The sequence below is a fragment of the Pseudomonas sp. NFACC51 genome (assembly GCF_900103575.1).
Classification (GTDB): domain Bacteria; phylum Pseudomonadota; class Gammaproteobacteria; order Pseudomonadales; family Pseudomonadaceae; genus Aquipseudomonas; species Aquipseudomonas fluorescens_Q.
On the sequence record NZ_FMXH01000015.1, the window covers coordinates 143047 to 166112 of the forward strand.

At 58.3% G+C, this 23066-nt stretch carries 24 protein-coding genes and 2 pseudogenes; 19 read left to right on the forward strand and 7 right to left on the reverse strand.

What is annotated here, in order from left to right:
* The first annotated feature begins 289 nt into the window (after window positions 1-289).
* From BLT00_RS25060 to BLT00_RS25075, 4 genes are all read left to right on the forward strand, one after another.
* Entirely contained in the window at window positions 290-490 is a 201-nt protein-coding gene (locus BLT00_RS25060) for a hypothetical protein (protein WP_072339873.1), read from the forward strand.
* Between the two features lie 198 nt (window positions 491-688).
* Window positions 689-1126, forward strand: a complete 438-nt coding sequence (locus BLT00_RS25065) for a hypothetical protein (RefSeq protein WP_092149307.1) — start codon at window positions 689-691, stop codon at window positions 1124-1126.
* Between the two features lie 361 nt (window positions 1127-1487).
* Entirely contained in the window at window positions 1488-1994 is a 507-nt protein-coding gene (locus BLT00_RS25070) for a P-loop nucleotide/nucleoside kinase family protein (RefSeq protein WP_092149310.1), read from the forward strand.
* 143 nt (window positions 1995-2137) lie between these two features.
* Window positions 2138-2461 (forward strand): hypothetical protein, encoded by a 324-nt coding sequence (locus tag BLT00_RS25075; RefSeq protein WP_371856977.1) that lies wholly within the window; start codon window positions 2138-2140, stop codon window positions 2459-2461.
* A 249-nt stretch (window positions 2462-2710) separates the two neighbouring features.
* On the opposite strand, the pseudogene BLT00_RS32245 reads toward BLT00_RS25075, so the two are convergent.
* A pseudogene (locus BLT00_RS32245) lies at window positions 2711-2917 on the reverse strand (DUF6434 domain-containing protein); the annotation flags it as partial.
* A 188-nt stretch (window positions 2918-3105) separates the two neighbouring features.
* Here BLT00_RS32245 and BLT00_RS25085 point away from each other — a divergent pair.
* Window positions 3106-4260 (forward strand): alpha/beta hydrolase, encoded by a 1155-nt coding sequence (locus BLT00_RS25085; protein WP_092149313.1) that lies wholly within the window; start codon window positions 3106-3108, stop codon window positions 4258-4260.
* 141 nt (window positions 4261-4401) lie between these two features.
* Here BLT00_RS25085 and BLT00_RS25090 read toward each other — a convergent pair whose 3' ends face one another.
* Entirely contained in the window at window positions 4402-5286 is an 885-nt protein-coding gene (locus BLT00_RS25090; protein WP_072339869.1) for a LysR substrate-binding domain-containing protein, read from the reverse strand.
* Between the two features lie 106 nt (window positions 5287-5392).
* Between BLT00_RS25090 and BLT00_RS25095 the strand changes: the two genes are divergently transcribed.
* On the forward strand, window positions 5393-5842 hold the full coding sequence (locus BLT00_RS25095) for a PACE efflux transporter (protein WP_092149316.1): 450 nt from the start codon (window positions 5393-5395) through the stop codon (window positions 5840-5842).
* 475 nt (window positions 5843-6317) lie between these two features.
* Window positions 6318-6470, forward strand: coding sequence for a hypothetical protein (locus BLT00_RS31945; protein WP_175456252.1), 153 nt, complete (start codon window positions 6318-6320; stop codon window positions 6468-6470).
* Window positions 6471-6570: 100 nt separating this feature from the next.
* On the opposite strand, the gene BLT00_RS25105 is transcribed toward BLT00_RS31945, so the two are convergent.
* Window positions 6571-6999 carry a DUF2628 domain-containing protein gene (locus BLT00_RS25105; protein ID WP_003203778.1) on the reverse strand — a complete coding sequence of 143 codons (429 nt, stop codon included), beginning with the start codon at window positions 6997-6999 and terminating at the stop codon, window positions 6571-6573.
* Window positions 7000-7293: 294 nt separating this feature from the next.
* Entirely contained in the window at window positions 7294-8208 is a 915-nt protein-coding gene (locus BLT00_RS25110) for a LysR family transcriptional regulator (protein WP_092149322.1), read from the reverse strand.
* Between the two features lie 109 nt (window positions 8209-8317).
* Between BLT00_RS25110 and BLT00_RS25115 the strand changes: the two genes are divergently transcribed.
* From BLT00_RS25115 to BLT00_RS25130, 4 genes are all read left to right on the forward strand, one after another.
* On the forward strand, window positions 8318-9403 hold the full coding sequence (locus BLT00_RS25115; protein ID WP_092149325.1) for a TauD/TfdA family dioxygenase: 1086 nt from the start codon (window positions 8318-8320) through the stop codon (window positions 9401-9403).
* Window positions 9404-9407: 4 nt separating this feature from the next.
* On the forward strand, window positions 9408-10172 hold the full coding sequence (locus BLT00_RS25120; protein WP_072339857.1) for a sulfite exporter TauE/SafE family protein: 765 nt from the start codon (window positions 9408-9410) through the stop codon (window positions 10170-10172).
* Between the two features lie 93 nt (window positions 10173-10265).
* Window positions 10266-10976, forward strand: a complete 711-nt coding sequence (locus BLT00_RS25125) for an AzlC family ABC transporter permease (protein ID WP_063320340.1) — start codon at window positions 10266-10268, stop codon at window positions 10974-10976.
* Window positions 10973-11281 (forward strand): AzlD family protein, encoded by a 309-nt coding sequence (locus BLT00_RS25130; protein WP_063320341.1) that lies wholly within the window; start codon window positions 10973-10975, stop codon window positions 11279-11281. The genes BLT00_RS25125 and BLT00_RS25130 overlap by 4 nt, the downstream gene beginning before the upstream one ends.
* A gap of 53 nt (window positions 11282-11334) precedes the next feature.
* Here BLT00_RS25130 and BLT00_RS25135 read toward each other — a convergent pair whose 3' ends face one another.
* The gene (locus BLT00_RS25135) at window positions 11335-11541 is read right to left on the reverse strand and encodes a hypothetical protein (RefSeq protein WP_027912993.1); all 207 of its coding nucleotides are present in this window, start codon (window positions 11539-11541) and stop codon (window positions 11335-11337) included.
* 232 nt (window positions 11542-11773) lie between these two features.
* The gene (locus BLT00_RS25140; RefSeq protein ID WP_092149328.1) at window positions 11774-12985 is read right to left on the reverse strand and encodes an MFS transporter; all 1212 of its coding nucleotides are present in this window, start codon (window positions 12983-12985) and stop codon (window positions 11774-11776) included.
* A gap of 128 nt (window positions 12986-13113) precedes the next feature.
* On the opposite strand from BLT00_RS25140, the gene BLT00_RS25145 reads away from it, so the two are divergent.
* Window positions 13114-13620 carry an anti-virulence regulator CigR family protein gene (locus BLT00_RS25145; protein WP_092149331.1) on the forward strand — a complete coding sequence of 169 codons (507 nt, stop codon included), beginning with the start codon at window positions 13114-13116 and terminating at the stop codon, window positions 13618-13620.
* 597 nt (window positions 13621-14217) lie between these two features.
* On the opposite strand, the gene BLT00_RS25160 is transcribed toward BLT00_RS25145, so the two are convergent.
* Window positions 14218-16062, reverse strand: coding sequence for a sigma-54-dependent Fis family transcriptional regulator (locus BLT00_RS25160; protein ID WP_092149334.1), 1845 nt, complete (start codon window positions 16060-16062; stop codon window positions 14218-14220).
* A gap of 355 nt (window positions 16063-16417) precedes the next feature.
* On the opposite strand from BLT00_RS25160, the gene BLT00_RS25165 reads away from it, so the two are divergent.
* The 7 genes and pseudogenes from BLT00_RS25165 to BLT00_RS32250 all read left to right on the forward strand — a co-directional run.
* A complete protein-coding gene (locus BLT00_RS25165; protein ID WP_063320344.1) occupies window positions 16418-17512 on the forward strand; it encodes an ABC transporter ATP-binding protein in 1095 nt (364 codons plus the stop codon).
* A complete protein-coding gene (locus BLT00_RS25170; protein WP_092149337.1) occupies window positions 17512-18621 on the forward strand; it encodes an ABC transporter ATP-binding protein in 1110 nt (369 codons plus the stop codon). Before BLT00_RS25165 ends, BLT00_RS25170 begins: the two co-directional genes overlap by 1 nt.
* The gene (locus BLT00_RS25175) at window positions 18618-19484 is read left to right on the forward strand and encodes a carbohydrate ABC transporter permease (RefSeq protein WP_030142069.1); all 867 of its coding nucleotides are present in this window, start codon (window positions 18618-18620) and stop codon (window positions 19482-19484) included. Before BLT00_RS25170 ends, BLT00_RS25175 begins: the two co-directional genes overlap by 4 nt.
* A 10-nt stretch (window positions 19485-19494) precedes the next feature.
* On the forward strand, window positions 19495-20295 hold the full coding sequence (locus tag BLT00_RS25180) for a carbohydrate ABC transporter permease (protein WP_063320346.1): 801 nt from the start codon (window positions 19495-19497) through the stop codon (window positions 20293-20295).
* A gap of 10 nt (window positions 20296-20305) precedes the next feature.
* Window positions 20306-20578 (forward strand): DUF2160 domain-containing protein, encoded by a 273-nt coding sequence (locus tag BLT00_RS25185; RefSeq protein WP_063320347.1) that lies wholly within the window; start codon window positions 20306-20308, stop codon window positions 20576-20578.
* Window positions 20579-20626: 48 nt separating this feature from the next.
* On the forward strand, window positions 20627-22369 hold the full coding sequence (locus BLT00_RS25190) for an ABC transporter substrate-binding protein (RefSeq protein WP_063320348.1): 1743 nt from the start codon (window positions 20627-20629) through the stop codon (window positions 22367-22369).
* A 474-nt stretch (window positions 22370-22843) separates the two neighbouring features.
* Window positions 22844-23066 (forward strand): annotated as a pseudogene (locus tag BLT00_RS32250) (group II intron reverse transcriptase/maturase); the annotation flags it as partial.

A 23066-nucleotide genomic window follows, 5' to 3' on the forward strand; every position in this document is an offset into this window, starting at 1 on the left:
CTGGTGTCTTGTGAGAGTGGTCCTTAGCTATCCAACTCTCCGAACTGGGAGCATAGCTGCGTATGGAAAAATCGTAAGGCTGCGATCGTGGGGCGAGCCGATTGCAAGTGAGCTCAAAATTGTGGTGTGTTCCCAGTTTTCTTTTTTGCTCGAAACCTTGTCGCCCAGTCTTGTACCGAGAGCGCGAACGGTTGGCCGTTAGCCGGGTCTGGACACCTGCGTAGTGTTCTGGCGTGTGATGTAATCGCGTCGAAGCTGATGAAACAACGGGCCCGAGGAAGGTTAATCAATGCCAAAGAAACAGCAGGAAAGCAAAGCAGCGACGGCTGCTGACATTGAGCGCTCTATCCAGGCACTGAACAAGATGGCTGAACGCCTCTGGGGCGATGGTCGGGAGGCTGAGGCGAAAGCCCTGCTCGATGCCTTGGACGCTTTAAACAGGGCGCTCGACAGGATCAGGATCGGGGAGAGTCGCAGGGTTCTTCATTGAAGTGCGAAGGAAAATGGGACAGACACGATATGAAACGGGCCGATTGCAAGGGGCTAGAACCGTAGTCTGTCCCCCAGTTCCATCCCCGCCAACCACTGGGCTTTTGTCCTTGGTGGATGCCTGGCCAGTCTGTTGGCGTTTTATCAAGCCCATGCAAGTCGTGATATCGTTCTGCTACTTAGCAATGGGAGGCAAGCGATGAAAGTCGATAATTGGCAAGGCTGGGAACCCGAGTGGCTTAGGCTGACTGAGCATTTCCTCAATGCACCGGCGGCACCCGGCGCCTACATAATCTGTGCAGACCACGAGATTCGCCGGGCTGTCGGTTCCGACGAGCACGGTATCTTGACTATTGGCGAATCGGACAATTTACGGCGGCGTCTTGCTGCGTTTGTGCGCTGCGCAAGGAATCCCGGAGTCTCAGGGCATATGGCGGGCTGGCGGTTTAATTACGCCTCTTTCGAAACCGTTTTCCCTTTGGACACACTTTGGGTTAGCTGGTGTCCGACTCTCGATAAGTCAGCCGCCTATGCAAAAGAAGGGGAGATGTTGGCCCTCTATTTGGCCCAGCATTTCGAGCTGCCTCCTCTCAACTACAAATTTAACTGGCCAAAGCTGGAAGTGGCAGTGCTTTAGCCCCAGGGGAAAGCGGGAGAAAACCACGATTATGGGACGGACTGATTACAGATAAACTCAACATCGTGGATTGTCACCGGTTTCTAGGCGTCGACCTACCTTTGGCACGCAAAGAAAAGCCCGACTGGGGAGGCCGGGCTGAAAGGGTTTCACTAGGAGCTGAGATGACCATAGGCGCTCGGCTGTGAAAGGGATGTGAAAGATTGCGTTCAGTACGAGTTTTAAAATCGTGGTGCCCCTGGTTCCATTAAAGAAATGTTGATCCCGCTGTCGACGTGGCGAGCGAGTGAAATCGACCAATCGCTGCCGCATAACCGACTGCCGCCTACACTGGATTAGCTCATTAATCGAAGGACATGGAATGCTCATCGTCTTCAGCGGCCTTCCCGGCACCGGAAAAACGACTATCGCCAATGATCTCGCCGCTACAACAGGCGCCGTGTACCTGCGGATCGATACGATTGAGCAGGCGATTCGAAACTCGGGCGCTCTTGCGCAAGATGTGGGGCGCAGTGGTTACATGGTCGCCAATGAGCTGGCCCTGAGCAACCTTCGTTTGGGTCGAACAGTCATCGTTGATTGCGTCAATCCCGTCCTCGAAAGTCGAATCGCGTGGAGCGAAATAGCCTCACAGGCGAGCTGTCGATTGGCAAACATCCAAGTGATTTGCTCCGATAAAGATGAACATCGGCGTCGGGTTGAAACAAGGATGGTTGATATTCCCGGGTTGACGCCACCCACCTGGCAGTCGGTACTGGATCACGAATATGAGCCGTGGAATGAAGCTACGTTTTGCATAGACACAGCTCTGATTTCTCCGGTGCAAGCGGTCGCGATGATCATCAATAGACACGGTGGTGCTGACTGATTTTTGTAAATTGCTGGCTACATCGTTACGCGATGGTTGTGATGTCACGGATGTAATTGGAAGATAATTGCGTGCGCAGGCGGCGGAATAATGAAGACGGGCGACTTATAGGTCGCCCGGAGCCGGTTAAAGGCGGCTACGAAATGAATTTACCGGCGGTCCGACCTTTTGGAATTGCTGTCGCCCGGGGGACTCCACTCATAGAGAAATATGTATTTCTCAATTGCGGTGAACTCCGCCCCGAGGTAAATGGAATGACGTCGTTCGAAGAATTCAGGGCCACATCCCATGAGCTTCTCAAAGAGCTAGACGCTGCGACGATAAAAATGATGATGCTGGTTTCTGCGAAAGAGGTATCCGGTCCTTTTTGGGAGGATGCTGCCCAGCGGCATCATGATGCTGTAGATGCTTGGCATTCCTTTCTCAATATCCCTACGGATTTCGCTGCGAATCCGGCTCTTCCCTAAACGGGCGGAAGGAAAGGGTCGGCGATTTCCTCTGTTCTTCCGCGCTACAGGCGTCACGGGGGGCAGTTACGCTCGGACGGCCACAGATTCAAAAAAAACGAAGGCAGACCACGATTATGAGACGGGCTGGTAACAGGTGAGCTCAAATCGTGGCCTGTCGCCGATTCTAATCCTGCCGTACACATGGACGCCCATTTGAACATCCAGAGTGTTGGGCCTGATGCCCATGGGACGTTCAGGGGGGGCGCGATCGCGCAGCAGCCAATCATTGACGGCTTCTCCGAGCGTTTTAGGTACGCCATTACGTATCCAGGCCATAAAGCCCCTATCAAATTTAAAGTTCGTACTGCAGTGCTCCACCATGAATCTGCGGACGTTTTGGGTGTTTCGGTAATTCTTGCCGTAGCAGCATCCAGCGCTACTTGCAGGACCGGCGCACCTCGACGCAAGGTCAATGCCGTACGGCATCCAAACCATGACCCAAGTCTTGGAAAATATTCGTCATCAAATTTCTTGACTAATGGCAAATTGATGCTATTTGTTTTTGTGAGGTTTGAGGTGGACAGTATTTTTTGCTGAAAGAAATTTGGATTGCTTTCTGTTTTTTTTGTTTGCGCTAAATAAAATCAAAGGATGGAAAAATAATGAGGTTTTCTTTGTTAGGTGTTATCTGGCTTCTATCATTCAGCCTATTTTTTGCCGGGTGTGCATCTTCAGTTTCGTATCCGGCTCCAACTTCCAGTTCTGAGCAGTTACCTTATCCCACGCCGGAATACAGGACTGAAGTTTTTGCGCCAGTGAAGGTCAGCTATGCAACAAATAGAAGAAAAGCGCCGGATGGCAGTCTATTACCTGAGTTGAATGTGTCCGGTGACCCCCTGTCTTATGGTCAGGAGACCGTTCTGATTCCTTTCAAGCGGGATGTAGGAAGCTTTAAAGATTCACATAGCCCTGCATTTAAGATGTTAATGAAGTTTGGGGTCGTGGATGAGCAGGATGATCCGATTATTACCTTGCTTAATGACCAGTCGCTAACGTTGACTGAGGCTGACTTCTTTAAGCAGTTCAAGTCAACGACAGGTTTTAAAAGCGGTGATGTATTGCTTTTCGTACATGGCTTTAATGTGAAGTTTGAAGACGCTGTGAAGCGTGCCGCTCAAGTTTCCTATGATATTAATCCTGATTTGCAACCGGTGGTGTTCAGCTGGCCTTCTATTGGGGATCCGTTAAAGTACAATCGCGATTTCGGTAGGGCGTTGGACTCCGTTGATGACTTCGAAACCTTCATGTTAAAGCTGGTGGCCTCTACGCAGGGAAAGAGAGTTCATGTCCTGGCTCATAGCATGGGGTCAAAAGTAGTCATTCCTGCACTGGCGAGACTCTATTCTACTCATCCAAAACTATTTGATAAGAAACTGGGTAATATCATACTGGCTGCGCCTGATTTTCCCAGGGAGACGTTTATTCTAAAATATAAGGCCGCGTTTAGTAAGTTTGGCCGCGCGACAATCTATATGTCGTCGGAGGATAAGGCGCTCAAAGTTTCCTCTAGCACCTATCTTGCTGATCGAGGAATGCTTGGCTTTAGTGGCTCTGAAGGGTTTTTCTTTCCCGGAATTGACTCTGTTGATATAACTCGTGCGGGAGGTGTTGATGAACTTCTTGGGCATTCGAACTATGGTAGTTCGGCGCGTGTGCTAGTGGATATGCATGATATGATCGGGAGTAATTTGAGGGCTAACAAAAGGAAAGGTTTTATCGTTGTGCCGCCTTACAAGTATTTTTTTCTACAGCCGTAGTGGTTTTTGGGGCTGGGAAGCGTGGCCAGGCGCGATGATTAGGAAGTCGTGATGCCTAAACTCGCAGAGTCTAAACCACTGGCTAACAACGCACCCGAGGCTGCAAGCGTCTTGATTCGTCGGGACGCAGGCAGAACTAATTCAACCAATACTCCGCCCCAACAACCACTCACTAAACCCCCGCACCGCCGCCTGCCGCTCCCGCCCCGGCACGCACACCACGGTATACCGCGCACCCGCCAAGCGAACCTCAGGGCGATATTCAACCAGCTCCCCACGCGCAACAGCCTCAGCAACCAACACATTGCTGGCAAGCACCAGCCCGTGCCCGGCGATCGCCGCCTGCAGGGCGTGTTGTTCCTCGTCATAACGCCGAAAACGCGCGTTCTCCAGCCAGCCTAGGGTGCCGGCCTTGGCACACCATGCAGGCCAGTCGACTGCAACGTTTGCGCTGCTCAGCCATGGCACGTCGATCAGTTCGACGGGTGAGCCCGCCGCGGGTGGTTGCCAACCGGGGCGGCAATAAACGCCAAAGTGCTCATCCAACAGAGGCTGTTCAAACAGCTGTGGGGCCGGCCTGAAGAGGGCGCGTATCGCCAGGTCGATGCTGGCGTCACGCTGCAGGTCGACCACGTCGTTGCTGGTATGCAGCCTGACGTCGATCTCCGGGTACAACCGATGGAAATCCCCGAGCCGCGGTATCAGCCACAGGCTGGCGAATGCCGGCGTCGTGCTCACCACCAGAGACTGTGCCGCACAAGGCGGTGACAGCACCTGCAGGCCATGTTGGATATCAAGCAGGGCGCGGTGCATGAAAGGGTGAAGGCGCTCGCCATCGGCGCTCAGGCGCACGTTTTGGCTGGAGCGTTCGAACAGTCGCACGCCAAGGAAGGCTTCAAGACTTTTGACTTGATGGGAGATCGCCGCCGGGCTGACATTCAGTTCCAGGGCTGCTGCCTTGAAGCTGCCTAGCCGTGCGGCAGACTCGAAGCCACGCAAGGCGGTGAGGGGCAGTTTGGCGAACATGGGCGGGTAGGTTACTCAGGTTGAGCGTGGCTCAATTTAGCTCAATTGTGCGCGAGGGCTCAACTTGCCAGGCTGGGGTCTTCCAAACCGGCTCAGGAGCCCAGCGATGCAAGGTACGCCCCGTAAAATCCTCCAGGCCATCCTCTACGAAGCCGGTGGCGTGCTGTTCGTGGCACCGGCGCTGGCGCTGACTTACGGTCAAGGCATGGGTTATTCAACCCTGCTGTCGCTGGTGATTTCCGCCGTCGCGCTGGCCTGGAACATGCTTTTCAACGGCCTGTTCGAGTGGTGGGAGCGCCGCCAACCCAGTCGCCATCGTAACTGGCAGCGGCGACTACTCCACTCTCTGGGATTTGAAGGCGGCTTGACGTTGATTCTTACCCCGGTGATTGGCGCGTGGTTGGGCATCAGCCTGTGGTTGGCGCTGGTGACCAATCTGGGGTTGTTTGTATTTTTCTTTTTTTACGCACTGGTTTTTCAATGGGTGTTCGATCGAGTGTTCGATGTTCCGCTTTCTGCGCAGACCGATCAGGGGTCTGCGTCCAGCGCCCGCTGAGTCAGTTGCACGACGTGACATTGCGCCTGGTTGTTGCTGATCGTCAGTCATAACCGGGTGCCGATGCTAAAAAACTCATCCAGAAGCCGATAAAAATAAATTCGATCCCGATAAACCTCGATCACTCCATATCGCCGCAGAAACGGCGCTACCCATTGTTCTCCCAACCCCTCGGCAATGTCCCGAGTTGCCAGCGCCAGGTCTTGGTATCGATGCGTGTAACGGGGTGGTGGTTGATTCGTCCTGGGGGGCACCGCAGCTCCTTGGAAGGTCTGGGTCGACCGTCATGAAACCACACATTGGCCCGCCGTGGCAGGGTGTCATTGGTCGGCGACTCGTCTAGACCGGGGGTTTATGCCGGGTCAAGGGTTGCCACTCAGGTTGTTGGCGACTACCCTGAAAATGTTTGGATTGTTACGAGAAAATTCAAGCGTGGCAATTTTCGGTCAACCGACTTAAGGATGAGGTGAACACAATGTTTTCTCATGAAGGTGCTGCAATAGAGGTGCTGCTATTCATTTTTGGCTTTGCCGGGTTTGCCCTGGCACTGTGGTTTGTTCACGCCTATTTTGAGCGAAAGACTAAAAATGGTGTAAAAAAACAACATTCAGCTCAACGGGGCAGTTGAGCGTCGGCTGATACTCCTTCCCAAGAATTTTTAATCCTCAGAAACAACAAGCCCGCACACTCATGATGAGGCGCGGGCTCTCGATGACCCAAGCCTGCAATCAGAGACGCATGCCTTTGAACGGGTTCCAGCCTTGCTCGCCTTTCACTTCCTTGAGGTAGTAGGCGTAGTTGGCCATGAGTGCGTACATCATCGACAGGGCGATGCTCAGGCCTGTACTCAACGGCCGCGGAAACTCCATGCCGAGGATCGCGAAAATCACGCTCAACGCGATATTGATCGCCAGGAAAATACCCAGCAGGGCGAGGTTTTTCTTCCAGAGGCCGAGGACGAACAGGTAGATAGGGCCAAAGAAAAAAGCAATCACGTTGGCGTTGATGAGGATTTTCTTCTTGACGCCTGGCAGCGTCTTGACGGCTTCCTTATAGCGCGGGTCGTTTGGTGCGCCATAGGTTTCAAAGAAGTCAAAGCGTTCCTGCCACTTGGCGCTGTATTTACCCGTGCTTTGTACTTGTTCAGTTGTGCTCATTTTGCAAGGCTCCTGCTTTCCATTAGTAATTTTTCTTTCTTCCAAGAAATCCTGTGCTCTGTTTCTAGCGCATTGATTGCTTTGATCTTTGACAAAGGGCGCGAGTGAGTCGCCTGAGGTGTTTATTTTGCCGTTTTATGGGCCTTGGTGTGGAACATTCCGCACTGGCCGCTGGAACGGTCGCCTGGTCTGTGACGTGCTTCACCCTATTTTTTCAATGGGGCCCCCGGTGTGCTGAATCCGGATCGGGAGCAGCAGGTCGAGAACAGAGCAGCACAACTAGACGGTTGACCTTCAGGAGCGGCTGACGCGGTCACCGTAGACACGGATCATCTCCAGCAGGTTCTTGACCCGCAGCGGCAGGTTGCCGGCTGGATAGACCGCATGCATGCGCGGGTCTTCACCCGTGCTGGAGGTTAGCTTGTACTCAGGGAACACCCGCACCAGGCGTCCCGCAGCCACTTCCGGCTCCGCCAGCCAGTCGGCCAGGCGGGCAATCCCGGCACCGGCCAGCGCAGCCTGGAACACCGCCGTGCCGGAACTGAAGCGAAACTTGGGGTGCACGCGAAAGCTGCCGGCCTGGCCCGGCCCACGAAAATTCCATTCCTTGAGAATCCGCGGCGCCGTGTGCAGGATCAATGCGTGCTGTTCCAGCGCCTCGATGGATGTCGGCAGCCCGCATCGCTCCAAGTAGCCAGGGCTGGCATAGAGGTAGCGCGAATAGTTCCACAGCGGGTAGCCGATCAGGTCGCTGGATTGTGGGAAGGCGCCGCGAATCGAAAAGTCCAGCTTGCCCTCGACCGGATCGACCGCCGCATCGGTAAAGATCACATCCACGCTGACATCGGGATAACGCTGGCTGTACTGGGTGATCAACTGGGGGACCACCGTGTGGGCCAAGGATTGCGGTGCGGAAAAGCGGATCCAGCCGGTGGCCAGGCCGCTGAGCCCGGCCAGGTCCTCGTCCGCCTCACGTTGCAGATCGAGCATTCTGTGGGCGTGGGGCAGTAGCCGCTCGCCGGCCTCGGTCAGCGTCACGGCATTGGCCGAGCGATTGAACAGCTTGACCCCACTGCGTTCTTCCAGCCCTTGAATGACGCGGGTCAGCGAGCTGGGGGAGCGCCCCAGGCTACGGGCTGCGACGACAAAGCTGCGCTTGCGGGCCACCGTCGCAAAGGCTTCAAGATCAGCCAACATATCCAGTGCCACCGGCTACCTCATTGCACTTTTCACAATATGACATTGCAACACAAAAAAGCCCCTTCCGTTAGCCTTCCCGTTCTCAGCACAAGGACGTAGGTAGACAGGAGCAATGGATATGTCAACGCTGGATGAAACGCTCAGAAAAGCAACCGCCCTTGCGGGCGAAGCGACCCACGAATGGCTGGTGCCAAAAGCCCCCCTCTCGACAGAAAAGCCTTTGGTCGAATTACAGCTTTCCTACGAAGAAAAAAGAAAACTCCACAACGAACTCAGGCATTTCGCGATCGGCGACAGCGCCAGCGGCCTGCGGCAGATGCCCGCCCTCGGACGCTGCCTGGAACAACTGCTGGCTCCGGAAAAATCCCGCTTGCTGCGTGATTTCCAGCACTGCGACGAGGTGGCGCTGGTGATCCGTGGCCTGCCGGTCGACGCGCAGTTGCCGGCGACGCCTTACGGTGGCAACCCGGATATCGCCGAACTGCCGGTGGTCGCCGGGGCGATCCTCGCGGTACTCGCCGTGCTCGGCACCTGCCCGGTGGGCTACCAGGGCGAGAGCGAGGACAGCATATTTCGCCATGTCTCGCCCAAGCAGCAGCGGGAAACCGAGAGGAGTTCTTACGGCTCGCGCCTGGACCTGGGCATGCATGTCGACAATCCACACCTGCCGCTCAGTTGCGAGGCCGTGCAGCAGTTGTCTGCCTGCCCCGAGTACCTGAGCCTGACCGGCTTGCGCTGCGAACTGACGGTGCCGACGCGGATTGTCGCGATTGCCGACGTGCTCAACATGCTGCCGGACTTCGTCGAGCAGGAGCTGCTGCGCCCGAGCTTTTCGGTCCGCCGGCCGGACTCGTTCGCCCGCCAGGACACGGTCCTGGAACAAGTCCCGCTGCTCTACCGGCCCAGCAGCGGCGGCCTGCACTGTCGCTACAACATGGCCAGCATCAGCGCTCACTGCGAGCACTCGCGACTGGCCCTGCAACTGTTCGCCGCCGCCGCCAATCACCCCGACGTGGTCCGCTCGGTACTGCTGCAGCCCGGCGACATGCTGATCTTCAAGAACCAGCAGACCCTGCACGCACGCGATGGCTTCGCGCCGCGCTACGACGGCCTGGACCGCTGGATGCTGCGGGTCTTCGGCGTCAACGACCGCAAGCGCCTGCTCCCGTTTTCGGCCACCCACCCCTTTATCGCCAGAGCCTGATCCAATGTTCGATATCGTCCTGCTATGTGTCTTCGCCTTCGCCGCCGGCCTGATCGATGCGGCCGTCGGCGGCGGCGGCCTGATCCAGATCCCGGCACTGTTCAATGTGCTGCCCGGCGCCCAGCCCGCCGCCCTGCTCGGCACCAACAAGGTCGCGGCGGCCTGCGGCACGGCCTTTGCCGCGCGCTCGTTCGTGCGCAAGGTGGTGATCGACTGGAGTCTGGTGGTTCCTGCCGCCGGCGCGGCCTTTGTCATGGCCTTCGCTGGCGCGGCGACGGTATCGCTCGTGCCGCAGGCCGTGATGCGCCCGGCGGTATTGGTGCTAATCGTGCTGATGGCGATCTACACCTTCTGGAAAAAGGACTTCGGCAGTCTGCACAAGCCCATGCGCATCGGCACCAAGGAGAAGCTGCTGGCGGTACTGGTCGGTGGCGCCATCGGTTTCTACGACGGGTTGTTCGGACCGGGCACCGGCAGCTTCCTGATCTTCCTGTTCATTCGCTGCTTCGCCTTCGACTTCCTGCACGCCTCGGCGTCGGCCAAGCTGGTGAATATCGCCACCAATGTCGCGGCGCTGCTGTTCTTTATCCCGAGCGGCAACGTGCTCTACTTGGTAGCGCTGCCGATGGCGCTGTTCAATATCCTCGGCGCGCTGACCGGCACCTGGCTGGCGGTGCGCAAGGGAGTGCCCTTTGTTCGCGCGTTGTTCCTGGTGCTGCTGGTGATTCTGATCAGCAAGCTGTCCTATGACCTGATCTCGGTGGGTTGAGTTGCCCATAGCCCCGCCAAAAAGTGTTCGGCAAGCAGATTCAGCCCCATACTCTCGGTTTTTGCACCGCAGATATCCAGATGAGGCCCTGTTTTGTCGAATGTTGAACCCCAGTTGCACGCGCTGACGTTGAATCACATCTATGACGGTTTCAAACAGCTGATCCCAATCTCTCTTTTCGTCGTCGTGTTCGGCGTTGCTTTCGGCCTGGCGGCTGCGCAAACGGGCTTGAGTGATACGTCAGCGGTACTCATGAGCACGCTGGTTTTTGCCGGCGCTTCTCAATTTGCCGCACTGGATCTGTGGGGGCAGCAAGTGCCGGTCGTTCCCCTGATGATCACCGTCTTCGCTATCAACGCCCGGCACTTGTTGATGGGCGCGACGCTTTACCCGTGGCTGCGGGAGCTGCCCGTTGCCAAACGCTACGGTGTCATGCTGGTTGTTTCTGACGCCAACTGGGCCATGGCGATGCAGGCGCTCAGTCGTGGCAAGCCGGGGCTCGGGCTTTTATTCGGCGGTGGCATTGCGCTCTGGGTCGCGTGGATCCTGGGCAGTTGGCTGGGACTTCATTTCGGCAGCGCCATTGAGAACCCGGTCAGTTTCGGGCTCGATATGGTGATGGGCTGTTTCTTGTTGGCGATGGTCGTGGGCGGGAAGAAAAACCTGCGCATGTTCATTATCTGGACCGTGGCGGCCTGCTCATCGCTGTTGGCTTACTGGTACTTGCCGGCGAACAGTCATGTCGTGGTCGGCGCTTTGGCGGGGGGCATTCTGGGTGCGCTGTGGATGGAGAAAACACAATGAGCATTGAAACGGCGGGTTACGGCACCCTGATTGTCATATTGATAATGGCCGCGGTGACATTGGCGACTCGGTGGGGCGGTGTTTTCGTGATGTCGTTCGTGCCGATCAACTATCGGGTGCAACAATTCATCACGGCCATGTCCGGTTCGGTGTTGGTGGCGGTGTTGGCTCCGCTGGCGGTTAAAGGTGATAACGGCGCACGCCTGGCTTTGCTGACTACGGCGATCGTCATGCTGATACTGAAAAAACCGTTGCCGGCAATTGCGGCCGGCATACTTGCAGCGGCTTTAGCCAGGCAGTTCTGAATGGTCGAGTCGCCCGCGAACAAGCGAGCGACGAAACCCCATCAACACCCAGGTCAAAAACTCAGCGCCGCCGCTTCCCCAAACGAGTGATCCTGTACACCCGTCATAAAGTGCAGCGACATCTCCTGTGGCGCCTCGATGGGCGGAATTTCAAAACTCCCCACCACCTGCCCCTGAAGCGCACTCAGCCGCATCGACTCTTCTTCCTTTAACTTTGCCATTCTCGCGTGATTCGCTGCGATTTCGTTGAGAGTTGACACGGTACATCTCCGTTTGCTGACCAAGCATTGATTAATTTGCCGCCGCGTCAGAATTACGTCGTTCTTGGCTGCTGAGACAAGTCAGTGCAAGCCCTGAGCCAGACGTGGCCGCCTGTTGGCTCCGCCACTGGACAGGTGACGAATGGCGGGGCAGACGTGCATTGACGGCGGCAACGTTGCAACCATGCCTCAACAATAAGTCACTGATAATACAAACCGCTCCCCGGCAGGGTCAGTCGGTCTCGGCGCTGTAGATGCTTGACCGGTGTGTCGAATACCTGTGCACCACAACCACCCCGGCTCCGATCAGGCTGGTGGTCACCGCCAGCAGCAGAATCACCTGCTGCGTTCCAATAGGCGCGGCCAGCACCGCGACCAGTAGGCCTGCGAGTGGTTGCGACAGGTTGTTGAGCAGCGTGATGACGCCGACGGTCTTGCCGAAGTCCTGGGGCGGAATGACTTGCTGGCGGAGGGTGCGGAAGTAGACGTTGAACATTTTGTCGAAACCGACAATCAGCAAGAAACCGACGACGTAGCCCCCTGTGTTCGGGCTGAGCGCAGTGATGAAGGCGCCGACGGCAATCAGCGTGTAGGAGAGGGCGCCCAGCAGTTTCAAGGGCAGGGTCAGCCGGGCGAGGAGGAACAGAATGAGGATGGTGGTCACGGCACCGGCTGCCTGTAGGCCTGCGTAGTCATCCTTGCCGGCGCCGTAATGGCCGATGACCATGGCCGCCGAGGTGGCGAGGGTGACGCCGATGATCAGGTTGACGCCCACTGCCAGGCTGATGATTTTTTTCAGTTCTGCCAGGTTGCGGATGTGGCCGAAGGCAATGCGCAGCGGGTTCAGCCAGAGGTCATGATGCTGCTCGAAGGTTTCCAGGGTGACCGAACTGATGCGCTGCCAATACAGCATCGCCAGGTCTGCCAGCAGGAACAGCCCGGCAATCGCTAGTACCACCCAGTGCCACGCCCACACCTCAAGCAGCAGCGCAGCGATCAGCGGGCCCAGCACCAAGCCGGTCTGGTCGGCTATTTGCGAGTAGGACAGGGTCTTGGTGTAGGTGTAGTGCTTGAAGATGTACGGCATCACCACTTCGCGGGCCATGATGCCCTGGGTGGTCAGCACGCCGCACAGGGCCGAGAGCGCGACGATCCAATAGATCCCGCCGAAGACGCCATGGAGCACGACCGCCACCCCGCAGGCGACGGCGCGATAGACCTGGCTGATGTGCAGGATGCGAATCGGCGAGAACTTGTCGCACAGCGCGCCGCAGATCGGGAACGACAGGTAGCGTGGCAGGGACTCGACGAAGAACGCCAGGCCTGCCCAGGAGACGCTGTTGGTGGTCTGGAAAACAATCAGCGGGACGATGAACAGCAGAATCTGGTCGGCCAACCGGGAGAGGAACATCGAGACGAAAAAAGCCAGATAATCCTTGCGCATGAAACTCCTTGATTGCTGTGTTCAGGTGCATCCGGTCCAGGCAAGCGGCGCGCAGTGTGATATGGAACTAATATCACCGTTAGTCTCTATATCTTTACAGGGGACATCCCTTTTTTGAGAGAACTGCCATGTTCAAATCGCGCTCGTTGATTGCTGCAGTGACGTGTTTCGCCCTGGCGGCTGGCCCAGGCATTGTTGTCGCGGACCCGGGCAACGGCAAGGGGAATGCTCAATTCGATCAAGGTCCTGGCCTGGGAGGCAAAGGCGGGCAAGGCAACAAGGGCGGTCAAGGAAATCCCGGTAACAAGGGGAACCAGGGCGGCAAAGGCAACCAAGGTGGTGGCGGCGGCGATTGGCATAACGGCCCGAGCCTCGACCGCAGCGGCATCCTGGGTGTGATTGGCGGATATCGCGATTACTGGAGCCCCGGCCCGGCGTTGCCGCCAGGCATCCAGAAAAATCTTGCACGAGGCAAGCCGTTGCCACCCGGTATCGCCAAAAAGCTCGATGGGCGACTACTGGGGCGGTTGCCGCACTATGACGGTTATGAGTGGCAACAGGTCGGTACGGACCTGATCCTGGTGGCGATTGCCACTGGCATCATCTATGAAGTGCTCAATGGTGCGTTCGACTAAGTCGGAGTAATGCCAATCAGTTAAGCAAAACGCCTGTGGGAGCGGGCTTGCTCGCGAAAGCGGTGGGTCAGCTAGCGATGATGTTGGCTGTGCCGACGCCTTCGCGAGCAAGCTCGCTCCCACAACTGGATTGGAGTATGACTGGGAGAGCCAGGCCGGCTGTCAGGCCACCTCGCGAGCAAGCTTTGCTCCCACAGGTCCTGCTCAAACAAGTCTGATGGCGGTACGACTGGGAGAGCCAGGTCGGCTACTAGGCCGCCTCGCGGTGGACGTTGATCTCGGCGCCCCGTTAACCACGATGGCCGAACGCAGGTATTGCGTAGTGGGCATCCCGGCATGGATGCCGGGATAGCCGCGCTGGGCCATGGATGGCCCTTCGCGGCGGGCCAACGGAGCAATGCCGGAGTGAGGGCACACCGAGCCTAGGCGAGGTGCCGAGTGGTGGGGCAAAAGCGCTTTGGTTACTTTCGCCTGGGCCGGCTTCCGGATTTTCGAAAGTGACCCGCCGTCAGGGCGGAACCCTAAGTGGCCGTTACCGCAGCAATGGATATGTACTCAATCAACAAGAGCAAGCCCCCCACTCCCACAGGTTTCGTATCAGCTTTCAAGTTGCCGCAGCCGTTTGTACAAGGTATTGCGGCTGACCCCCAGCCGTCGCGCCAGGTGTGAAATGTTCCCGCCCACTGCCTGCAACTGACGGTTCAGGTCCTCGGCATCGTTCAGGTCCACCGTCAGGGGCTCAGGCGTTTCCACCGGTTCCATTTCAAGGTCGACAAAGAAGTCGTCGGGCAGGTGTTCCGGGCGGATCGGCTGTTCCTCGGCCATCGCCAGGGCCACTTGCAGCACGCTGCTGACCTGTCGCAGGTTGCCCGGCCATGGATGGCGTTCGAACAGGTCCAGTACCTCGCGGCTCAGGCCGGCCCATTGGGTCGGTTCGCGGTGGTGTTCCCAGAGGCGTTTGAACAGGGCCTGTTTGTCGCTGCGTTCGCGCAGCGGTGGCAGCTCCAGCGTCAGGCCGCCGATGCGGTAGTACAAGTCTTCGCGAAACCGCCCCAGTTGCACCTGTTCACGCAGCGAGCGGTTGGTGGCGGAGATGATGCGGATGTCCACTGGGAACAGCTCGGCGCTGCCCACCGGCTGTACGCAACGTTCCTGCAAGACCCGCAGCAGCCGGGCCTGGGTTGGCAGGGGCATGTCGCCGATCTCGTCGAGGAACAACGTACCCCGGTCGGCCTTGCGGATCAGGCCGATGCTGCCTTTCTGGTTGGCACCGGTGAAGGCGCCTTTTTCGTAGCCGAACAGTTCCGACTCCACCAACTCGGCGGGGATCGCTGCGCAGTTGACGGCAATGAACGGCTGCTTGCAGCGTGAACTGGCCAGGTGCAGCGCTTTGACGAAGACTTCCTTGCCGACACCGGTCTCGCCGTGGATCAGCAGCGGAATGTCCTTCTCCAGCAAGCGCTCGGCCTGGCGCACGGCTTTCTCCACGCGGCTGTCACCGAAGTGCAGGGTGTTGAGGCTGATGGCGTTGCTGGCGGGGGCCGGCGCAGGTGCTGTTTCGGTGAACACGCGAGCCTTGATCGACACCTGGCTCGGGCGCCTGAGCAAGCACTGGAAACGGTTGCTACCGGATGCTTGCAGGGCGAACGGCAGGCCGTCGGGCTGGTTCAGCAGTTCCAGCAGCGAGACCTTGAACAGGCTTTCGATACTGACCCGTGACAGGCTCAGGCCCAGCAGGTTGTCGGCCCGACGGTTGGCGGACAGGACCTGGCCGCTCTCATCGAAGATCAGCAGTCCGGCCCATTGGCTGTCGAGGTTGTTCAGGCCGGTGTTGAAGGTCAGTTGGAAGTGTTCACCGCGAAACAGGTTGAGGATCAGCCGGTTCTCCACGGTCTGGCTCATCATCTTGACCATGCCCAGGGTGTGGGAGGGCGGCAGGTAGCTGTCGCTGGAGACGTCGAGCACGGCGATGACCTTGCGCTCGGCATCGAAGATCGGCGCGGCCGAGCCGGTCATGAAGCGGTTGGCCTTGAGGAAGTGTTCATCGTGTTCGATGTGCACCGCCTGTTCGCAGGCCAGCGCGGTGCCGATGGCGTTGGTGCCGGTGCAGCGCTCCATCCAGCTCGCCCCGACGCTGAAGCCATGGGCCAGTTTCGGCTCGATGAAACGCTGGGTGCCCCAGGAGGTCAGCACTTGGCCCTGGTTGTCGGCCAGCATGATCAGGCAGTTGGAGTTGCTCAGGATGTTTTCGTAGTACGGCAAGACTTCCTGGTGGGTGGTCTGCACCAGCGAATGCTGGCTCTCCAGCAACTGGGCGATGCCTTGGGCGGGCAACTGGTCGAAGGCCGGCACGCTTTGATGGTTCAGGCCGAAGGCGCGGCAACGGGACCAGGAGGCCTGGATGATGGCCTCGTGGGACAAGGCTGGAGCAGGTGCGGCCATGGGGCACTCTCGCAGGAGCTGTTTTTATTGTTGTGGCAAGTCTCGCACAGACTCCTTGTGCTGGGGCAGGCCTGAATACCACTTCATACACATGCCCTTGTGGGAGCGAGCAAGCTCCCACAAGGGCATGGCCAGGCTAGCCGAAAACGTTCTTTCAGTGTTGTTCAAAATTGTTCATTGTCAACCCGTGAGTTGTTCATTTGTTCAGTCGTGGCTGTTCACTTGTGTTCATCTGCGAACGTGGCTTTCTCAGGTTTTCTGAAAAAAACAAGCCAGATCAGCGGCTTGTCATTTCTGGCACGGCTTTCGCTTTCTAACTCGGGTCGCTTGACTCCAATAATAAAAAGGCCGAGCCATGTCATTAAAGCTTGAGCACATCTGTCGCACCGTCGAAGGCCAGACCTGGATCGACGATGCCAATCTGAGTTTCGAACCCGGATCCTTCAACGTCCTGTTGGGCCGTACGCTGTCCGGCAAGACCAGTCTCATGCGCCTGATGGCCGGTCTGGACAAGCCCGACAGCGGCCGCATCCTGATGAACGGCGTCGACGTCACCCACCGCCCGGTGCGGCTGCGCAATGTGTCGATGGTTTACCAGCAGTTCATCAACTACCCGACCATGACTGTTTTCGAAAACATCGCCTCGCCGTTGCGCCAGGCCGGTGTGTCCAACGAGGTGATCCAGAGCAAGGTGCTGGAAACCGCCAGGATGCTGCGCATCGAGAAATTCCTGCAGCGCCATCCGCTGGAATTGTCCGGCGGCCAGCAGCAGCGCACGGCCATGGCCCGGGCCTTGGTCAAGGACGCCGAACTGATCCTGTTCGACGAGCCGCTAGTGAACCTGGACTACAAGCTGCGTGAAGAGCTGCGCCAGGAAATGCGCGAGCTGTTCCAGGCCCGCCATACCATCGCTGTCTACGCCACCACCGAGCCCAACGAGGCGTTGGCCCTGGGTGGCACCACCACGATCCTGCATGAGGGCCGGGTGATCCAGAGCGGCAAATCGTCCTCTGTGTATCACCAGCCGCAAACCGTGCTGGCCGCCGAGTTGTTTTCCGAACCGCCGATCAACCTCATGCCGGGTCGTATCGCCGGCAACGAAGTCAGCTTCGCCAATTTCGTGCACTTTCCGCTGAATGTCGACCTGCGCCCGGTGGGCGAGGGTGAGTTCCGTTTCGGCGTGCGCCCCAGCCATATTTCCCTGGTGCCGAGCAACGACGACGACCTCGAACTGGCGGTGACCGTCGAGGTGGCCGAGATCAGTGGCTCGGAGACCTTCCTGCACGTGCGCAACGAGCATTTCCTGCTGGTGCTGCACTTGCCAGGAGTGCATGAGTACGACGTGGATGCGCCGATCCGCATCTACATTCCGACCCACAAACTGTTTGTCTTCGACGCCCAGGGCAAGCTGGTCCAAGCCCCAGGGCAGCGTATCGCGAGGGTTGCCTGATGGCCGAAATTCGTTTGCAGAACCTCGCCCACAGCTACACTAGCACCCCGGCGGGCCCCGAGGACTACGCGATCCGCGAGATGAACCACATCTGGGAGCAGGGCGGCGCCTATGCGCTGCTCGGACCTTCGGGCTGCGGCAAGTCCACCTTGCTCAACATCATTTCCGGACTGCTCAGCCCCTCCGAAGGGCAGGTGATGTTCGACAGCAAAGTCGTCAACGACCTGACCCCGGAGCGGCGCAACATCGCCCAGGTGTTCCAGTTCCCGGTGGTGTACGACACCATGACCGTGTTCGACAACCTAGCGTTCCCGCTGCGTAACCAGGGCATGGCCGAGGCCAGGATCCACACCAAGGTCCAGGAAATCGCCGAGGTCCTGGACCTGCAGAGCCTGCTGGACAAAAAGGCCCGCAACCTCACCGCCGATGAAAAGCAGAAAGTCTCCATGGGCCGCGGGCTGGTGCGCGACGATGTGTCGGCGATCCTGTTCGACGAGCCACTGACCGTGATCGACCCGCACCTGAAATGGAAACTGCGGCGCAAGCTCAAGCAGATCCATGAGCAGTTCAACATCACCATGGTCTACGTCACCCACGACCAGTTGGAAGCCTCGACGTTCGCCGACAAGATCGCGGTGATGTACGGCGGCCAGATCGTGCAGTTCGGCACGCCCCGGGATTTGTTCGAGCGCCCGAGCCACACCTTTGTCGGCTACTTCATCGGCAGCCCGGGGATGAACCTGATCGAGGTCACGGTACAGCCCGGTGGCGTCGGCTTCGCCTCGACGCACTTGCCGCTGTCGGAAACCTTGCAAAGCCGGGTCGCCGAAGCCGAAGGCAAAAGCCTGAAGGTCGGTATCCGTCCCGAGTTCGTGCATGTCTGGGATGGCCCTTACGACGACGCGATGCGGGCTGACGTGGTCCATGTCGAAGACCTGGGCACCTACAAGATCCTGACCCTCAACCTCGATGGCGTACCGCTGAAAGTGCGGCTGGCCGAAGACAAGCCCGTGCCCGAAGGCACCGCGTACATCAGTTTTCCGGGCCAATGGCTGATGGTCTATGCCGATGAGTATTTGCTGGAACCGTTGAGTGAGGTGCAGCCATGAACAAGGTGCAGAACAACAAGGCCTGGTGGCTGGTGTTGCCGGTGTTCCTGCTGGTGGCCTTCAGCGCCGTGATCCCGATGATGACGGTGGTCAACTATTCGGTGCAGGACATCTTCGACCAGTCCAGCCGCTACTTCGTCGGCGCCGACTGGTACAAGCAGGTGCTGCTCGATCCACGGCTGCACGATTCGCTGCTGCGCCAGTTCATCTACTCGGCGTGCGTGCTGCTGATTGAAATCCCCCTGGGCATCGCCATCGCCCTGACCATGCCGACCAAGGGCAAATGGTCGTCCCTGGTGTTGATCATCCTCGCGATCCCACTGCTGATCCCGTGGAACGTGGTGGGCACCATCTGGCAGATTTTCGGCCGCGCCGACATCGGTTTGCTGGGCTCGACCCTCAACGGCCTGGGTATCAACTACAACTATGCGGCCAACACCATGGACGCCTGGGTCACCGTGCTGGTGATGGATGTCTGGCACTGGACGTCGCTGGTGGCGCTGCTGTGCTATTCGGGGCTGCGGGCGATTCCCGACGTGTACTACCAGGCCGCGCGGATCGACCGGGCGTCGAACTGGGCAGTGTTCCGTCACATCCAGTTGCCGAAGATGAAAAGCGTGCTGCTGATCGCGGTGATGCTGCGTTTCATGGACAGTTTCATGATCTACACCGAGCCGTTCGTACTCACTGGCGGCGGGCCGGGCAACGCCACCACGTTCCTCAGCCAGACCCTGACGCAGATGGCCATCGGCCAATTCGACCTGGGCCCGGCGGCGGCGTTTTCCCTGGTGTACTTCCTGATCATTCTGTTGGTGTCCTGGCTGTTCTACACCGCCATGACGCACTCCGACGCCAACCGTTGAGGCCCGCACGATGAGCAAGAGAAAGCTGATACCCCTGCTGATCTACATCCTGTTCCTGCTGGTGCCCATCTACTGGCTGCTGAATATGTCGTTCAAGAGCAACACCGAGATCCTCGGCAGCCTGACCCTGTGGCCGCAGGATTTCACCTTCCACAACTACAAGGTGATCTTCACCGACCCGAGCTGGTACACCGGTTACTTGAACTCGCTGTACTACGTGAGCCTGAACACGGTGATCTCCCTGGGCGTCGCGTTGCCGGCCGCCTATGCGTTTTCCCGCTATCGGTTCCTGGGGGACAAGCACCTGTTCTTCTGGCTGCTCACCAACCGCATGGCGCCACCGGCGGTGTTCCTGTTGCCGTTTTTCCAGCTGTATTCGTCCATCGGGTTGTTCGACACCCACATCGCCGTGGCCCTGGCCCACTGCCTGTTCAACGTGCCATTGGCGGTGTGGATCCTCGAAGGCTTCATGTCCGGGGTGCCGAAAGAAATTGACGAGACCGCCTACATTGACGGCTACAGTTTCCCCAAGTTCTTCGCCAAGATCTTCATTCCGTTGATCGGCTCCGGCATCGGCGTCACGGCGTTCTTCTGCTTCATGTTTTCCTGGGTCGAATTGCTGCTGGCGCGCACGCTCACCTCGGTGAATGCCAAGCCGATCGCAGCGGTCATGACCCGTACGGTGTCGGCGTCCGGTATCGACTGGGGCGTGCTGGCGGCGGCGGGGGTGTTGACCATCCTGCCGGGCATGCTGGTGATCTGGTTCGTTCGCAACCACGTGGCCAAGGGCTTTGCCCTGGGCCGGGTCTGAGGAGTCGATGATGGAATGGATGAACTGGACCGCCCCCACGGCGGCGTTCTTTGGGGTCATCGCCTTGCTGCTGGCAGGCATGACCACGTGGGAATTGCGTTCGCCGAGTATCCCTCGGCGTGGTTTCCTGCCGATTGCCACCACCCGTGGCGATCGGTTGTTTATCGGTCTTCTCGGTAGCGCCTATCTGCATCTGCTGGTGATTGGCGTTACCGACTGGAGCATCTGGATAGCGTTCGCGTTGTCTGTGGTGTGGCTGTTGGCAGTGATGCGGTGGGGCTAATCGCGACAATTCGACGATCAGGCTCTTAAACCCAAACAGGAGGTCTCTATGTTCGATAAAAACAATAAGCTGCGACATAGCGTTTCATTGGCAGCCATGCTGGCACTCAGCGGGCTGAGTGCTGCGGCCTGGGCCGACGCCTATGAAGACGCCGCTAAAAAGTGGATCGGCAGTGAATTCAAGCCGTCTACCTTGACAGCCGAGCAGCAGCTCGAAGAACTCAAATGGTTCATCAAGGCCGCCCAGCCATTTCGTGGGATGAAAATCAACGTGGTGTCGGAAACCATCGCCACCCACGAATATGAATCCAAGGTGTTGGCCAAGGCCTTCAGCGAAATCACCGGGATCCAGCTGACCCACGACCTGCTCCAGGAAGGCGACGTGGTGGAGAAGCTGCAGACCCAGATGCAGTCGGACAAGAATATCTATGATGGCTGGGTCAACGACTCGGACTTGATCGGTACGCACTTTCGCTATGGTAAGACCGAATCGATCACCGACCTGATGGCCAATGAAGGCAAGGACTTCACCTCGCCGACCCTGGACCTCAAGGACTTCATCGGTATCTCCTTCACCACCGCGCCGGACGGCAAGGTCTATCAACTGCCCGACCAGCAATTCGCCAACCTGTACTGGTTCCGCGCTGACTGGTTCGAGCGTGCGGACCTGAAGGCCAAGTTCAAGGAGAAATACGGCTACGAGCTGGGCGTGCCGGTGAACTGGTCGGCCTATGAGGACATTGCCAAGTTCTTCTCCGAAGACGTCAAGGAAATCGACGGCAAGCGCGTCTATGGTCACATGGACTACGGCAAGAAAGACCCGTCCCTGGGTTGGCGCTTCACCGATGCCTGGTTCTCCATGGCCGGCGGCGGCGACAAGGGCCTGCCCAACGGTTTGCCAGTGGACGAGTGGGGCATTCGCGTCGAGGATTGCCATCCGGTCGGTTCCAGCGTGACCCGTGGCGGCGACACCAACGGTCCCGCGGCTGTGTTCGCGACCACCAAGTATGTGGATTGGATGAAGAAATACGCACCGCCGGAAGCAGCGGGCATGACCTTCTCCGAGTCCGGCCCGGTGCCGTCCCAAGGCAACATCGCCCAGCAGATTTTCTGGTACACCGCTTTCACCGCCGACATGACCAAGCCGGGCCTGCCGGTGGTGAACGCCGATGGCACGCCGAAATGGCGCATGGCTCCTTCGCCACGCGGCCCGTATTGGGAAGAGGGCATGAAGCTGGGGTATCAGGACGTGGGTTCCTGGACGTTCATGAAGTCCACGCCGGAGAAGCAGAAGCTCGCGGCCTGGCTCTATGCGCAGTTCGTGACGTCCAAGACCGTGTCGCTGAAGAAAACCATCGTTGGCTTGACGCCGATTCGTGAGTCGGACATCAACTCCCAGGCGTTGACCGACCTGGCGCCGAAACTCGGTGGCCTGGTGGAGTTCTACCGCAGCCCGGCCCGCGTGCAATGGACCCCGACCGGGACCAACGTGCCGGACTACCCGCGCCTGGCTCAGCTGTGGTGGAGCCACATCGCCGAAGCCGCCAGTGGCGAGAAGACCCCGCAGCAGGCCCTCGATGGCTTGGCCAAGGACCAGGATGCGATCATGACGCGCCTGGAACGCTCCAAGGCCCAAGCCACCTGCGCCCCGAAAATGAACCCCGAGCGCGACGCGCAATACTGGTTCGACCAACCGGGCGCACCGAAGCCGAAACTGGCGAACGAGAAGCCTAAAGGTGAAACAGTGAGCTACACCGAGCTGTTGAAATCGTGGGAGGCAGCACGCAAGTAAAGCCCCAAGCGTGAAAACGAACGGCACCGAAAGGTGCCGTTTTTTTTGGTGCGCCAGGCATGGCGCGTTGCGCGCAAGCGCAACCAGCTTGGCTGTGGTGGTCACGCTGGTGACTTGGAGGTGAAAGTCCTCTACACACCCGGCAAGGGGAAGTGTTAGCCAGAGGCAAGGGTGTCGCGGGTGACTGCGAATCTGAAGGAAGCCCGAGGCAAAATGCTGGCCTGACGAACAGGAAGCGGATTAGGCGGTGCAGCGGGGTAAGGTAGCCAAAATTGCCAAAGCCCAATACTTGCACGGAACGCTGTGACGTAGATCCGACAGGCATAAGCAGGAAGGTCGCGCGAATTACCCTGGGAGATCTGCCCGTTTGCCAGTGTGCTACCGAGCGTCGAGAGGCGACGGGATGAACGTGTAGAAGTCAGCCGAAGCCGTAGTAAGTGGCGGTTAACCGCGTCACCAAGGGCCGAACAGGTTGTGCCGCCGGTAGGCGTCAGAGTCTCGTTGAATATCGAAATGCAGAAATTTCTCCCAGAGAAGACTGTGACTCCGAGTCCTGGACAGAATCCGAGGATGACGGCTGACAGCGCACAGGTATCGACGGCGTTTGTGACGTGGACGAACGCGGAGCCGGACACGCTGATGGAGCGAGTGCTTGCACCCGCCAACCTCAGACGTGCGTATCAACGTGTGGTCAGCA